Source organism: Herbaspirillum sp. NPDC087042 (assembly GCF_044745245.1).
Classification (GTDB): Bacteria; Pseudomonadota; Gammaproteobacteria; order Burkholderiales; family Burkholderiaceae_D; genus Herbaspirillum.
In genome coordinates this window covers 530,399-543,607 of sequence record NZ_JBIUZW010000001.1, presented here as the reverse complement: position 1 = coordinate 543,607, position 13,209 = coordinate 530,399, and the positions used below count along the sequence as shown (strand labels likewise).

General features: G+C 64.3%; 11 protein-coding genes and 1 pseudogene. 6 read left to right on the top strand and 6 right to left on the bottom strand.

Going from position 1 to position 13,209, the window contains the following annotated elements:
* Positions 1-25: 25 nt before the first annotated feature.
* On the top strand, positions 26-445 hold the full coding sequence (locus ACIPHN_RS02415) for a GNAT family N-acetyltransferase (protein WP_400432192.1): 420 nt from the start codon (positions 26-28) through the stop codon (positions 443-445).
* Positions 446-502: 57 nt separating this feature from the next.
* Here ACIPHN_RS02415 and ACIPHN_RS02410 read toward each other — a convergent pair whose 3' ends face one another.
* Entirely contained in the window at positions 503-2,080 is a 1,578-nt protein-coding gene (locus ACIPHN_RS02410) for a methyl-accepting chemotaxis protein (RefSeq protein WP_400432189.1), read from the bottom strand.
* Between the two features lie 278 nt (positions 2,081-2,358).
* Here ACIPHN_RS02410 and ACIPHN_RS02405 point away from each other — a divergent pair, with 278 nt between their 5' ends.
* On the top strand, positions 2,359-3,684 hold the full coding sequence (locus tag ACIPHN_RS02405; protein ID WP_400432187.1) for a dicarboxylate/amino acid:cation symporter: 1,326 nt from the start codon (positions 2,359-2,361) through the stop codon (positions 3,682-3,684).
* A gap of 83 nt (positions 3,685-3,767) precedes the next feature.
* On the opposite strand, the pseudogene ACIPHN_RS02400 reads toward ACIPHN_RS02405, so the two are convergent.
* Positions 3,768-4,672 (bottom strand): annotated as a pseudogene (locus ACIPHN_RS02400) (LysR family transcriptional regulator).
* A gap of 148 nt (positions 4,673-4,820) precedes the next feature.
* Between ACIPHN_RS02400 and ACIPHN_RS02395 the strand changes: the two are divergent.
* Positions 4,821-5,519 carry a type 1 glutamine amidotransferase domain-containing protein gene (locus ACIPHN_RS02395; protein ID WP_400432184.1) on the top strand — a complete coding sequence of 233 codons (699 nt, stop codon included), beginning with the start codon at positions 4,821-4,823 and terminating at the stop codon, positions 5,517-5,519.
* A 227-nt stretch (positions 5,520-5,746) separates the two neighbouring features.
* On the opposite strand, the gene ACIPHN_RS02390 is transcribed toward ACIPHN_RS02395, so the two are convergent.
* The 3 genes from ACIPHN_RS02390 to ACIPHN_RS02380 are packed head-to-tail and all read right to left on the bottom strand — an operon-like array spanning position 5,747 to position 7,982.
* Positions 5,747-6,595, bottom strand: a complete 849-nt coding sequence (locus tag ACIPHN_RS02390; protein ID WP_400432181.1) for an NRDE family protein — start codon at positions 6,593-6,595, stop codon at positions 5,747-5,749.
* Positions 6,586-6,885 carry a DUF4936 family protein gene (locus ACIPHN_RS02385; RefSeq protein WP_400432178.1) on the bottom strand — a complete coding sequence of 100 codons (300 nt, stop codon included), beginning with the start codon at positions 6,883-6,885 and terminating at the stop codon, positions 6,586-6,588. The genes ACIPHN_RS02390 and ACIPHN_RS02385 overlap by 10 nt, the downstream gene beginning before the upstream one ends.
* Positions 6,886-6,917: 32 nt before the next feature.
* Positions 6,918-7,982: a YgfZ/GcvT domain-containing protein gene (locus ACIPHN_RS02380; RefSeq protein ID WP_400432175.1), complete on the bottom strand. Its 1,065-nt coding sequence runs from the start codon at positions 7,980-7,982 to the stop codon at positions 6,918-6,920.
* A 144-nt stretch (positions 7,983-8,126) separates the two neighbouring features.
* Between ACIPHN_RS02380 and mltG the strand changes: the two genes are divergently transcribed.
* The 3 genes from mltG to ACIPHN_RS02365 all read left to right on the top strand — a co-directional run bounded on the left by mltG (position 8,127) and on the right by ACIPHN_RS02365 (position 10,833).
* Positions 8,127-9,107, top strand: a complete 981-nt coding sequence (gene mltG / locus ACIPHN_RS02375; RefSeq protein WP_400432172.1) for an endolytic transglycosylase MltG — start codon at positions 8,127-8,129, stop codon at positions 9,105-9,107.
* Positions 9,108-9,173: 66 nt separating this feature from the next.
* On the top strand, positions 9,174-9,782 hold the full coding sequence (gene tmk / locus ACIPHN_RS02370) for a dTMP kinase (RefSeq protein WP_400432170.1): 609 nt from the start codon (positions 9,174-9,176) through the stop codon (positions 9,780-9,782).
* Positions 9,783-9,795: 13 nt separating this feature from the next.
* Positions 9,796-10,833 (top strand): DNA polymerase III subunit delta', encoded by a 1,038-nt coding sequence (locus tag ACIPHN_RS02365; protein ID WP_400432167.1) that lies wholly within the window; start codon positions 9,796-9,798, stop codon positions 10,831-10,833.
* Between the two features lie 113 nt (positions 10,834-10,946).
* Here the strand turns inward: ACIPHN_RS02365 and ACIPHN_RS02360 are convergent, their stop codons facing one another.
* The gene (locus tag ACIPHN_RS02360) at positions 10,947-13,163 is read right to left on the bottom strand and encodes a TonB-dependent receptor (protein ID WP_400432164.1); all 2,217 of its coding nucleotides are present in this window, start codon (positions 13,161-13,163) and stop codon (positions 10,947-10,949) included.
* Between the last annotated feature and the right edge of the window lie 46 nt (positions 13,164-13,209).

Genomic DNA, 13,209 nt, shown 5'->3' with positions numbered 1-13,209 from the left:
TCACTTTTTCTGCAGGAACATGCACATGAACATCACCGTCGGCAACTGGGAGACCCAGCGCGCCCATGCCCAACCGATCCGTTTCGAAGTCTTTGTCGACGAGCAGAAGGTGCCGGCCGAGATCGAGCTCGACGAGATGGACGCGCTATGCATCCACGCCGTGGCCTATGACGAAGCCGGCCAGCCGCTGGCGACCGGCCGTCTGCTGCCCGACGGCCATATCGGCCGCATGGCCGTGCGCCGCGCGGGACGCGGCCAGGGTGTCGGCGGGGCGGTCTTGCAGGCCCTGATCCAGGCCGCGCGCGAGCGTGGTGATCGCGAAGTTGTCCTCAACGCCCAGACCCACGCCGCTCCCTTCTACGCCAGGCACGGTTTCGTACGTGAAGGCGAGGAGTTCATGGAGGCCGGCATCCCCCATATCACCATGCGTGCCAGCCTGGTCTGAGCTTCAGCCTCAGATTCAGCTTCAGATTCAGCCGCAGATTCAGCCGCAGATTCAGCCTCAGGATCGGGCCGCTTGGGTCGGATCGTCGGGGGCTGTTTCTTCCAGGCGGAAGTAGCAGAGCTGGGTACCCAGTTCGCGCGCACGATCGGCTACGGCCTGGGAGGTGGTCGCCAGTTCTTCCGAGGCTGCCGCGTTGCGCTGGGTGGTTTCGTTCAATTGCGCCATGGCTGCGCCGATTTCCTGGACGCCATCTTCCTGCATGCGTGAGGATTGCGTGATCTGGTTGATCTGGCGGGAAGCCTGGCGGATCCCCTGCAGCGTACCTTCGACCAGGCGCTGGCTGGTCTGCTCGGCCGTTTCCACGCTTTGCTGGGCGATCACGCTGATCTCGTGCGCGCTGCCCTGACTGCGCTCGGCCAGCTTGCGGATTTCTGCCGCCACCACCGAAAACCCCCGGCCATGTTCGCCCGCGCGGGCCGCCTCGATGGCGGCATTCAGGGCCAGCAGGTTGGTCTGGTAGGCGATGTCATCGATCACGCCGACCTGGCGGGCGATGCCGCGCATGGCCGAGACCGTGCTCTGGACGGCCGCACCGCTCTTGTCGGCATCGGCGGCGGCGGCCAGGGCGATCTGGTCGGTGCGGCGGGCATGGTCGCCGGTTTCCTGGATGGCCTGGCTCATGCTGGCGATGGCGCTGTGGACTTCTTCCACGGCGGCGGCCTGTTCGCTGGAGGCCTGGGCCAGTGCATACGCGGTGGAGTTGAGCTGGCGGGATGAATCCCCCAGCGACTGGGTCGACAGCGTGACGCTGCGCATGATCTCGGTGAGGCGCTCGCGCATGGTGTGCATGGCGTAGAGCAGACTGCTGCGGTCATTGCGGCGCAGGCGCACCTCGATACCCAGGTTGCCGTCGGCGATCTGGCGCACGATATGGGCGGCATAGGCTGGTTCACCGCCCAGCTCGCGGCGCAGGCCGATGATGATCCACAGGGCCAGCGCCACCCCGACCACCAGGGCCACGGCCGCGATCTGCAGGTTGCGCGCGCGCAGTTGTTCATACTCGCCCAGGGCTTCATCGTAGACCTGGCGGGTCTGGGTTTCCTGCAGCTTGCTCAGGCTGGCCAGTTGCGTGGCCAGGGTGGAGAGCAGGGGGGTGATCTGCGGCCACAGGCGGTTGGCCTGGCTGACCTGGGTGGTGCTGATGAGTTCGATGACCTGGGTGCGCTGGCTCAGGTAAGACTTCCAGTTTTGTTCGAAACGGCTGGCCTCGACCTGTTCGGCCGGCGACAGCACGGTGCCCTTGTAGGCGAGCCAGCCTTGCTCGAAGCGCTCGTCCAGTTCCTTGAGGCGCCCCAGCCACTGGCGCACCTGGGCTTCATTGCCGCTGCTGTCGGGCTCGGCCTGCACATTGACCAGCATCAGCGCCCGTCCCATCACATCCCGGTTGAGATAGAGGGCGTCGCGCACGCGCGAGAGATCGATCAGGGCCATGGTACAGTCTTCGTAGACATGCTTGAGCTTGTCGTTGCTGGAGGCCATGCCCAGCATGTCCCGCCAGGCCAGCAGCACCACGCTGGCGCACAGCACCACCACCAGGATCCCCAGCCGGGCGGTGACCGTCAGTTTTCGTTGCACGATGTTTTCCTTGTCATTGCTTTCCCCAACTGTTCACTATATCGTGGATTTTGTTGCTGCGCAGAATGCGATACAGATCATATTTATGCTTTGTAAGCTGCATGAATGTGGTTTCCCACAATACCAGCCCGCAGGTGCCTGAGAGATACTTGCGCCCGAACCGGGGAGGGGGAGTTCTCCCGGACTAACAAAAAGGCCCTAACGGACGACGATCCGACCAAGGCAGGCGGCTGGTACACATGGACCAGCTGGTATTTGATGTTTAAGGAGAAACCAACATGACGGCACAAAAACCGCCCATCTATAAGTCGCTGTATTTCCAGGTCCTGGTTGCCATCGTGATCGGCATCGCGCTGGGCCATTTCTATCCCTCCACGGGTGAAGCCATGAAGCCCCTGGGCGAAGGCTTCGTCAAGCTGATCAAGATGATCATCGCGCCTGTGATCTTCTGCACCGTCGTCATCGGCATTGCCGGTATGGAAGACATGAAAAAGGTCGGCAAGACCGGCGGCCTGGCGCTGCTGTACTTCGAAGTGGTCAGCACCGTGGCGCTCATCATCGGCCTGTTGCTGGTGAACTTCCTGCAACCGGGCGTGGGCATGAACGTCGACCCGGCCACGCTGGATACCAAGAGCATCGCCTCTTACACCGCCCCTGGCAAGCTGGGTTCGGTCACCGACTTCGTCATGAGCATCATCCCTTCGAGCATGTTCGATGCGTTTGCCAAGGGTGACGTGCTGCAGGTGCTGCTGGTGGCGGTACTGTTCGGCTTCGCGCTGCACAAGTTCGGTGGCCGCGGCACCCTGGTGTTCGACTTCATCGAGAAGATCTCGCATGTGCTGTTCTCGGTGGTGGGCGCGATCATGAAGGTCGCACCGATCGGTGCCTTCGGCGCCATGTCCTTCACCATCGGCAAGTACGGCGTGGGTTCGCTGTTCTCCCTGGCCAAGCTGATGGGTACCTTCTACCTGACCTGCCTGCTGTTCATCTTCGTGGTGCTGGGTATCATCACCCGCCTGCACGGCTTCTCGGTGTGGAAGTTCGTCAAGTACATCAAGGAAGAACTGCTGATCGTGCTGGGCACCTCCTCCTCGGAATCGGTGCTGCCGCGCATGCTGGCCAAGATGGAAAACGCCGGCGCCAAGAAGACCGTGGTCGGCCTGGTGATCCCTACCGGCTACTCGTTCAACCTGGACGGCACCGCGATCTACCTGACCATGGCCGCCGTGTTCATCGCCCAGGCGACCAACACGCCCATGACCTTCGTGCAGGAACTGACGCTCCTGGGCGTGCTGCTGCTGACCTCCAAGGGCGCAGCCGGCATCACCGGTTCCGGCTTCATCGTGCTGGCCGCGACCCTGTCGGCGGTGGGTCACGTGCCGGTCGCGGGCCTGGCGCTGATCCTGGGTATCGACCGCTTCATGTCCGAAGCACGCGCCCTGACCAATACCATCGGTAACGGCGTGGCGACCCTGGTCGTGGCCAAGTGGAGCGGTGAGCTCGATACCGAACGCCTGCACAAGGTGCTCAACAACGAGACCGTGGACGACGCGCAAGCGCCGGAAGCCATCCTGGACCGTTCCGACGCCAAGATGCACCACTAAGCCCAATCCTGGCTGTTGCCTGAGGCTTTCATCGGCCCCATCCCCGTGCTGTCCCGCAGCCCGGCGATGGGGCCGATGGCTTTTCAGGGCTGGCGCACGGCCTGGGTGAGGAAGTCGACGAAAGCGCGCACCCGCGCCGACAGGTGGCGGTTATGCGGATAGAGCAGGGAAAAGTGTCGGGTGCGGTGACCGGCGGCCTGCAGCACCTCGACCAGCTCTCCGCGCTGCACGGCGGCCTCGGCCACGAAGTGATAGATCTGGAACAGCCCGCCACCGGCGATGGCCCAGTTCACGCAGCCCAGCACGTCGTCATGGATGCGCTGGCGGCTCTGGAAATGAAAGTCGAGATCGCATCCCTGAAGATCCAGGGCATGGCGCGTCCGCTGCTGGGCAGGATGAACTGGATGCAGTCGTGCTGCTCCAGCTCAGCCACGGTCTGCGGCGCGCCGCGTCGTTGCAGGTAGGCCGGGGCGGCAAAGACGCCCAGCGTGGGATCCTCCAGCGGCACGGCGATGAGCCGGGAATCCGGTGGCACACCCAGGCGGATGGCCAGGTCGAAGCCTTCTTCCACGAAATCCACCACCCGGTTGGCAACGCTGAGTTCCACTTCGATCTGCGGATAGGCCTGCTGGAAGCGCGGCAGCAGCGGTAGCAGCCGGAAATGGGCGTAGGGCGTCCCCACGCTGATGCGCAAGGGGCCGGCCGGCGCCTTTTGGCGGCCGGTGAGGATGCGCTCGGCGTCGGCGATCTGCTCCAGTGCCTGCTGGCATTGCTGGTGGTACAGGCTGCCCTCGGGCGTGAGCCGGATCTGGCGGGTGGTCCGCACGAACAGGCGCACGCCCAGGCGCGACTCCAGGCGGCTGATGGAGCGGCTTACCGAGGCCGGTGTCAGGCCCAGGGCCTCGGCGGCGGCGGTGAAGCCGCCCAGTTCGGCGGCCTTGCAGAAGAGTTCGATACTACCGAGCTGGACGGGGTCGAAGCTTCTCATTTGTTCAATGATGTAATGAATGAATTGATTCGGAGGCAGTTTATCGTCGTTTTAATCCTGAATATAGTGTCGTCCATGCCGGCTGACCGGATGGGGCGCGATCCCTTCCGCTTGCCGCTACCCCGCACACCGAATGAAAGGAAACGCCATGACCGTACCGAATATCCTGATGATCGTCACCTCCAGCAGCCGCATGGGTGACACCGACAAGCCCACCGGCCTGTGGGCCGAGGAACTGGCCGCGCCTTACTACGCGCTGGTCGATGCCGGTGCCACAGTGACGATTGCCTCCACCGCCGGCGGACCTGCCCCCATCGATCCCGGCAGTATCAAGGCGGTGGGCGAGAACGATGCCATCGTCGAGCGCATGCTGGCCGATGTTGACCTGCAGGACCGCATCGCCCACACCCAGGCCCTGGCTGGCGTACAGGTGGCGGGTTTCGACGCGGTGTTCTTCCCCGGTGGTCACGGCACCATGTGGGACTTGCCCACCGATGCCAATGTGAAAGCGACTGTTGAAGCGGCCTACGGCGCGGGCAAGTTCATCGCCTCGGTCTGCCACGGTGCCGCCGGCCTGGTCTCGGCAGTGCGTGCGGATGGCAAGCCGATGGTCGAGGGCAAGCGCGTGAACTCCTTCACCGATGCCGAAGAGCGCGAAGTCGGCCTGGCCGAGGTGGTGCCATTCCTGCTGGAGAGCCGCTTGCGCGCGCTGGGCGGGGTGTTTGAAGGGGCGGGCAACTGGCAGGTATTTGGCATTCGCGATGGCCAGTTGATTACCGGCCAGAATCCGCAATCGTCGGAGCGGGTCGCACAGATCCTGCTGGAGGCGCTGGGTATCCAGGCCTGATGGGTGAGGGACGGCCTGCCGGATGCGGGCCGTACTGCATGGCGGCCTGAAACAGGCAAAAAAAAGCCCACGACCTTGCGGCGTGGGCTTGAATCCAATTCTTTAGGAGGAAATTGGAGGAGACAGGTGTAACTTTACTGCTCCGCATCAAATCAGGCCAATTTATCTTCCAAATATCAGATATACGTTTTGGTTATTTCATGCGAGCAGACCTGTTGCTCGCCAGTTCAGGCCTGGCGGGCATCTCCGCCATGCAGGGGAGGGTCCTGTGGCGCTTCCTCCACCTTGGGCTTGCAAGGGATCTTGCAAGCTTTGTCGGTCGCCGGCTCGGCGCAATATTGCATTGCCATAGGATCAACCACATGTTCGGTCAGGACCGGCTCGCCAACGATGGGCACGCGCAGGACCGTCGAGCAGCGGGTGCCATAGTCGGGCGAGCGGATGAAGATGGGGGAGAGCATCCTCTCCCTTTCCAGGCCCACGCCGGTATCGGGCAGGCGGCAGTCATTGGCGCGGGTGGCGTCGGTGAGCATCTCGAAGAAGGTCTCTTCCGGCGCTCCCTGGCACAGCAGGCTGGCGAACTGCGCCTTGGCGCGGGTGACCTTGGGCCAGGGCGTGTCCAGCAGGGCGTTGGAGAGGCCATAGACGCCGTAGTCCAGCGGCTGGCCGTTGCGGGCGTCCTCGTCGCCCCGGTTGGAGTACCACAGCATGGTCTCGCGGTCGCCCAGCAGCAGGTTGAAACCGTTGAATTCCTGCGCACGCGGGGCGATCTGGCGCAGGTAGCTAGCCGGATCCATCGTGCCACCCAGGTAGTCGGCCACCAGTTGCCCACGACTGGGGGCCTCCGCTCGTCGCTCCGAGGGCGAACGTACATTGGTCAGCGCGGCGAAACGGCCTTCGCGCGTCACGCCCAGCCAGGTGCCACCACCTTGCAGGTCGCGTCCGGCAAAGACTTGTCCGTGATCCCGCCACCAGGCGGCATCGGCAGCCGGGCGGGCATAGAATTCGTCGCGATTGGCCGCCAGGATCAATGGCATGCCGGGGATGACTTTCCAGGCGAAGATGATCAGGCACATGAGGCGACATCCTCGAACTGTTCGACATGACGCGGCCCGCTGATGAGCGCCGGGATGCCGGCGTCCTCCAGGGCAAGCTCCAGGGCGCGGGTGAATTCGGTCGCGCGTGGTGCGGCAATGTGTTCGTAGACTTCCATCCAGGTCTGCAAGCCGTCCTGCTCGCCGGGGCGTCGCTTGAGGCCGCCGGCGATGCCGAAGCGGGCCTGCAGCACCGTCTGCACGGCCTTGAGCCTGCCGTGCAGCGCCTGGGCCTGGGTGGGGGCGACGCGATAATAAATGTAGAGATCCATGGCCTGTCCTTGCCTGATGCCCGGGTATCCGCTTATTGCGGATCGGCCAGCTCGTAGGGCAGGTCGTGGAAGTGCAGCGCCGGTCCGTCGGCGGCACCGAGGTGGATGGCCTCTTCGGCGGCTGCCAGTTTCAGCTCGACCAGCGCCAGTGCGCGGCCTTCACCCAGGGGTTCGGCATTGACCACCATGCCGCAGGGCTGGCCGGGATCGGTCACTGCAAAGACTTCATTGCCCGCCTGCGCGGTGTCGCTGTCGATGGTGGCCAGCAGGGTGCGGCGCTTGAGCTTGCCCAGGTACTGGCTGCGCGCCACGATTTCCTGGCCGGGATAGCAACCCTTCTTGAAATTGACGCCACCGATGAGCTCGAAATTGATCATCTGCGGTACGAACTGCTCCTGCGTGCTGGCGGTGATGCTGGGCACGCCGGCGCGGATCTCGGTCAGGCGCCAGGCCTGCGAGGCCGTCGGGGCAAGGTGCTGGACCAGACGCGGCCAGGCTGCCACCAGGGTCTCGGGCGCAGCGATCCACTGGTAGCGGGGGCTGCCGGCGGCATCGGCCAGGCGGATCAGGGTGCCGTTGCCATTGCTGGTCTTGTCATAGGCTTGCTGCGGCAGCACCGGGAACCATTCGGTCAGGGCATTGGCGGCGGCCGGACCGGCCAGGCCCAGCGCGGCGTGGCTGGTGCCAGCGTCGGCCAGCTTGGCCTTGGCGCGCAGGATGAACATCTGCAGGCGTTTCTGGATGGCCGGCTGCAGGCTGCGCGGCAGCTGCAGGAAGACGGTTTGCCCGTCGCGCCACATCAGGAGCGTGGCCAGCAGGCGGCCCTTGGCCGTGCAATAGCCGGCCAGGCGCGCACTGTTCTCGTCGAGCTTTTGCACATCATTGGTGAGCTGGCCGTGCAGGAAGGTGGCGGCTTCTTCGCCGCTGGCGGCGATCAGGCCCAGGCCGGTGAGCGGGGCCATGAAGCTTTCCAGGCTCTGCGGTGAGGGCGTGGCGGGGCCAAAACCCAGTACCTCGGTGCCATCGGCGTCGAAACGGGCGCCTTGTTGCGCCAGGAAGTCACGCCAGACGGAGGGCGATGCGGTCAATTCTGTCATAGGAAATCTTTTACGGATTACGGCTGGCCAGGGCATCTCTGCCCGGCAAATTAGGCAACTGTCGTGCCAGCGATTATCATTGATGCCTCGATTATAGTGATCTCCGAAAAAACGCGTCGGAGCAACAGGGATTTTGCATCTGGTATGAAGAAGTTATTTGCGACATTGATCATTCTGGCGGGGCTGGTGGCAGCAGCCGGGGTCTATTGGTCCAAGCAGCCCATCGTGGATCCGAGCGGCCAGGTCATCGCCTTTACCATTACGCCTGGCGCCGGTGTGTCCGGCGCTGCCCAGCAGATCGCCGCGGCTGGCGTGCCGGTCAACCCGGACCTGTTCGCCCTGTATGCACGCCTGTCGGGCGAGGGGACCCGGATCAAGGCCGGCAGCTACGAGATCAAGCCCGGCTACACGCCGCAGCGCCTGCTGCTGCAGCTGGTGCGCGGCGAATTCGCCCAGGAAGCCCTGACCGTCATCGAGGGCTGGACCTTCAGGCAGATGCGCCGCGCCATCGCCGACCAGCCGGCCCTGAAGCACGATACCGCCGGCTGGACCGACCAGCAGATCCTGGCCAAACTGACCACCGAATATACCTATCCGGAAGGCCTGTTCTTCCCCGATACCTATCTCTTCGCCAAGGGCGCCAGCGACATGCAGGTCTACCGCCAGGCCTTTGCGCTGATGAGCAAGAAACTCAATGAAGCCTGGGCCCAGCGCGACCTGTCGCTGCCTTACCGCACGCCCTACGAGGCGCTGACCATGGCCTCCATCGTCGAAAAGGAAACCGGGCAGAAGTCCGAGCGTGGCATGGTCGCCGGGGTCTTCGTGAACCGCCTGCGCACCGGCATGCTGCTGCAGACCGACCCGACCGTGATCTATGGCATGGGCGATCGCTACCAGGGCAAGATCCGCAAGGTCGACCTGCTGACCGACACGCCCTACAACACCTATACCCGGGCCGGCCTGCCGCCCACGCCCATCGCCTTGCCCGGCGCAGCCTCGCTGGCAGCGGCGCTGAACCCGGACAAGACCGAGGCCTTATACTTCGTGGCGCGTGGAGATGGCACCAGCCATTTTTCCAGCAGCCTGACCGAGCACAACCAGGCCGTCAACCGCTACCAGCGTTGATCCTGGCGATTTTTACCGTTTTTATTTACCGTTTTTTCACCGTTTTCTTTGAGTAGCGATCCCTTCATGGCATCAGGCAAATTCATCACCTTCGAAGGCATCGACGGCGCCGGCAAGTCGACCCATATTCCTTTCGTCACCGAGCTCTTGCGCGCACGCGGCCTGTCCGTGGTCGCCACCCGCGAGCCGGGCGGCACCGAACTGGGCGAGCGCCTGCGCGAGCTGGTCCTGCACCACAAGATGCACCTGGAAACCGAGGCCCTGCTGATGTTCGCCTCGCGCCGCGAACACCTGGCGCAAGTGATCGAGCCGGCCCTGGCACGCGGCGACTGGGTGATCTCGGACCGCTTCACCGATGCCACCTTCGCCTACCAAGGCGGTGGTCGCAAGCTGGCACTGGACAAGCTGGAGCGCCTGGAAGACTGGGTCCACCCGCACTTGCAGCCGGACCTGACCCTGCTCTTCGACGTCCCGCTGGAAGTGGCGCGCGCACGCCTGGATGCCGAGCGCACCCTGGACAAGTTCGAACAGGAAAAGGCCGATTTCTTCGCCAACACCCGCGCCGAATACCTGCGCCGGGCGCAGCAGTTCCCGCAGCGCTTCCGTATCGTCGATTCGACCCGTCCGATTCCTGTGATCCAGGAGGAACTGCGCGCCATCGTGGCGGCCTTGTGATGGGGGCACAGCGATGAGCGTTTCTTCCGCCGACGTTTTGTTGCCCTGGCAGGGCGAGAGCTGGCGCCAGCTCCAGCAATTGCGCGAGCGCCTGCCGCATGCGCTGTTGTTCTATGGCGCCGCCGGCACCGGCAAGACCCGCTTCGTGGAAGCCTTTGCCAAGTCGCTGCTGTGCGAGTCGCCCACGCCCGAGGCGCATGCCTGCGGGGTCTGTGCCTCCTGCAACTGGTTCTCGCAATCCAACCACCCCGACTATCGGCGCGTGCGCCCGGAGGCACTGGAAGACGAGATCGCCGATGACGACAGTGGCGAGGAAAAGAAGAGCGCCAAGGCCAGCAAGACCCCCTCCAAGGAAATCAAGATCGACCAGATCCGCGCCCTGGCCGATTTCATGAACGTCTCCACCCACCGCTCCGGCCTGCGGGTGGTGATGCTGTATCCGGCCGAGGCGCTCAATACGGCCGCCGCCAATGCCTTGCTCAAGACGCTGGAAGAGCCGCCGCCAGGCACCATGTTCCTGCTGCTGTCGAACCGCCTGGACCGGCTCTTGCCGACCATCCTGTCACGTTGTCGCAAGTTTGCCCTGAATGCACCGGGACACGACGAAGCCCTGGCCTGGCTCAAGCAGCAGGGCGTCAAGGATGCCGACGCCTGGCTGGCCGAGCAGGGCGGCGCCCCGCTGGCCGCGCAGGAAGCCGCCCAGGGCGAGGGCCGCGAGGCACTGGACGAATTGCTGCGCCATCTGGCCCAGCCTGGCGTGGACGGCGCCCTGCGCGCCGCCGACAAGCTGCAGAAGACGCCGGTGCCGGAACTGGTCGGCTGGCTGCAGCGCTGGCTCTACGACTTGCTGTCGCTGAAGTCGGCCGGCGTGGTGCGCTACTACCCGCGCTACGGCAAGGAGCTGGGACGACTGGCCGAGCGCGTCGATGCCCTGGCGATTGCGGCGGCCATCCGTGGCATGGGCGAACGTCGCGCCATTGCCGACCATCCGCTGTCGGCCAAGCTGTTCATCGAGGAAATGCTGATCGCCTACGCCGGCCTGTTTGACTGACCGGCCGTCGTGGCTGCTGGCCTGGCCAGCATGAAAAACGCCTGCTTCCATCGATGGACGCAGGCGTTTTGCTTGTTGCAGCCTGCAGGGCGCAGGCTGCGTGCGGAGCAGGCTTAGAAGGCCACCGACACCGAGGTGCTGAAGGTGCGCGGATTGGCCAGGACCAGGTAGCCCGAGTTGGAGGCCCCACCCGCCGATTCCCAGTAGTTGCGGTTGGCCAGGTTCTCGATGGACGCGCGGAAGGTCACGGCGCGGCCACCGATATCGGTCAGGTAGCGGGCGCCGATGTCATAGCGCACCCACGACGGTACTTCCAGCTTGTTGGCGGCATCGGCGTACTGGGTCGAGGTGTAGGTGGCACGGCCATTGACGGTCAGTCCACGCACACCCGGGATATCGTATTCCAGGCCGGCATTGGCTTGCAGCTTGGGTACCCCGATCGCGTAGTTGCCGTTGTTGCTGCTGCCGCTGGTCTGCAGCTGCTTGGCGTTGAGGAAGGTGATGCCGGAGAGCAGGCGCATGTTCTTCGTCAGTTCGCCAAAGGCGGTCAGCTCCACGCCGCGATTGCGCTGCAGGCCGTTGGTGGATTCGATATTGGTGACCGAATCCTTGTAGGACAGCGGCCGATCGGTGGTGAAGAAGGCCGCGCCCAGGCCCAGGCCGCCCAGCTCATACTTCACGCCCACTTCCTTTTGCTTGGACTTGTACGGTGCCAGCACCTGGCCGTAGTTGGCGGCGGTGGTGTCGGTGATCTGCTTGCCCTGCTGCAGTCCCTCGATGTAATTGCCATACAGCGACAGGTTCTTCATCAGCTTGAACACCACGCCGCCCATGGGCGAGGTCGCGCTCTGGTCGTAGTGGGCCGAGTTGAGGTGGGTGTTGTAGGCGTAGGTGTCGGACTTGAGCTGTTGCTGGCGCACACCCACGGTGACCAGCAGACGGTCGTCGTAGAAGCCCAGGGTGTCGGACAGTACCGCGCTGGCCAGGTTGGTGCGGGTGGTGGTCTGCGGATCGCTGAGGCTGTTGCCCAGCGTGCTCAGGGCCGGCTGGCTATAGGTGGTCGGGCTGTAGATGTTGGTGCCCAGCGCATAGAAGGACGAATAGCCATAGGCGTTGCGCGAGTTCAGCGAGTACAGCGAGGCCGCCGCCACCAGCTTGTGCGAGACCGGGCCGGTAGTGAGGTGCGTGCGCACGCCCACTTCGCCGGTGGCGACGTCATCCTGGCGCGCATTGTCGAAGCGGTAGGTGGACGCGTCGCCCGTGCTGGCATTGTTCACGCGCACGCCCGAGAGCGAGTTGTTTTCCGTCCCCTGGCGGGCACCGAAGGCGGCCCAGGCCGTGGTGGTGTCGGAGAGATCCCATTCGCCACGGACGGTGCCGAAGATGTCGCGCTCATTGGAGTAGGACCAGGGCTGGGAATAGTTGGCCGAGCCGCTGGGCGCCGACGGCAGCGAGGTCAGGCCCGAGGCCAGCGATACGCTGGAGCGAATGTTGTTGAGATTGTTTTCCTGCACGCCCAGATCGGCCGAGAGGCGGAAATTGTTGCCGCGATAGTCGGCGCCCAGCGAGAACACGTTGGTTTCGCGCTTTTCACCCGAGACACCGGTGCCGCCCGCATGGCGCGCCGCGTTGATGCGGATGCCCAGACGGTCTTCCGGACCCAGGCGGCGCGAGAAATCGATGGCGCCATACTTGGTGTTGCCCGATTCGTAACCCAGCGTGACTTCGGTCAGCGGCTCATTGGAGGCGCGCTTGGGCAGGATGTTGATGGTACCGCCCAGGCCGGCATCGCCCGGTGTGGCGCCGTTGAGGAAGGCGCTGGCGCCATAGAGCACCTCGACCCGTTCCATCATCTCGGAGGCCACATACTGGCGCGGCAGGATGCCGAACAGGCCGTTGTACATCAGGTCGTCGGAGTTGGCGATGAAGCCACGGATCATGTACGACTCCTGGAAGTTGCCATAGCCGCGCGTGGTGCGCACCACCGGATCGTTCTTGAGCACGTCGCCCACGCCATGGGCCTGCTGGTCGGCGATCAACTGCTGGGTATAGGCCACCGAGCGCACCGGGCTATCGAGGTTGTCGACGTTGCCCAGCACCCCCAGGCGGCTGCCGCGCGCCACCTGGCCACCGGCAAACTCCTTGGGCAAGCCATCGGCCGAGGCGTCGGCGGAGGCATTGACGGTCACGGTGGGCAGCACCTGGGCGTCTTTCGGGTCGACGGCGGCACTGTTGCCGGTGGTCTGGGCCAGCGCCGGCAAGGGGGCCAGGAAGGCCAGGGTGAGTGCGGCGGCGAGCGGGGTGAGGCGATGGGTGGGGCGGGGTGACATGAGAATTCTTTCAGGAATTACAGTAAAAGATAGAGAAACCGCGAGA

Coding starts and splice junctions, on each gene's coding strand:
- ACIPHN_RS02380 (WP_400432175.1), bottom strand. CDS start 7,982: ATGACAGAATTGACCGCATCGCCCTCCGTCTGGCGTGACTTCCTGGCG.
- ACIPHN_RS02415 (WP_400432192.1), top strand. CDS start 26: ATGAACATCACCGTCGGCAACTGGGAGACCCAGCGCGCCCATGCCCAA.
- mltG (WP_400432172.1), top strand. CDS start 8,127: ATGAAGAAGTTATTTGCGACATTGATCATTCTGGCGGGGCTGGTGGCA.
- ACIPHN_RS02390 (WP_400432181.1), bottom strand. CDS start 6,595: ATGTGCCTGATCATCTTCGCCTGGAAAGTCATCCCCGGCATGCCATTG.
- tmk (WP_400432170.1), top strand. CDS start 9,174: ATGGCATCAGGCAAATTCATCACCTTCGAAGGCATCGACGGCGCCGGC.
- ACIPHN_RS02360 (WP_400432164.1), bottom strand. CDS start 13,163: ATGTCACCCCGCCCCACCCATCGCCTCACCCCGCTCGCCGCCGCACTC.
- ACIPHN_RS02405 (WP_400432187.1), top strand. CDS start 2,359: ATGACGGCACAAAAACCGCCCATCTATAAGTCGCTGTATTTCCAGGTC.
- ACIPHN_RS02385 (WP_400432178.1), bottom strand. CDS start 6,885: ATGGATCTCTACATTTATTATCGCGTCGCCCCCACCCAGGCCCAGGCG.
- ACIPHN_RS02365 (WP_400432167.1), top strand. CDS start 9,796: ATGAGCGTTTCTTCCGCCGACGTTTTGTTGCCCTGGCAGGGCGAGAGC.
- ACIPHN_RS02395 (WP_400432184.1), top strand. CDS start 4,821: ATGACCGTACCGAATATCCTGATGATCGTCACCTCCAGCAGCCGCATG.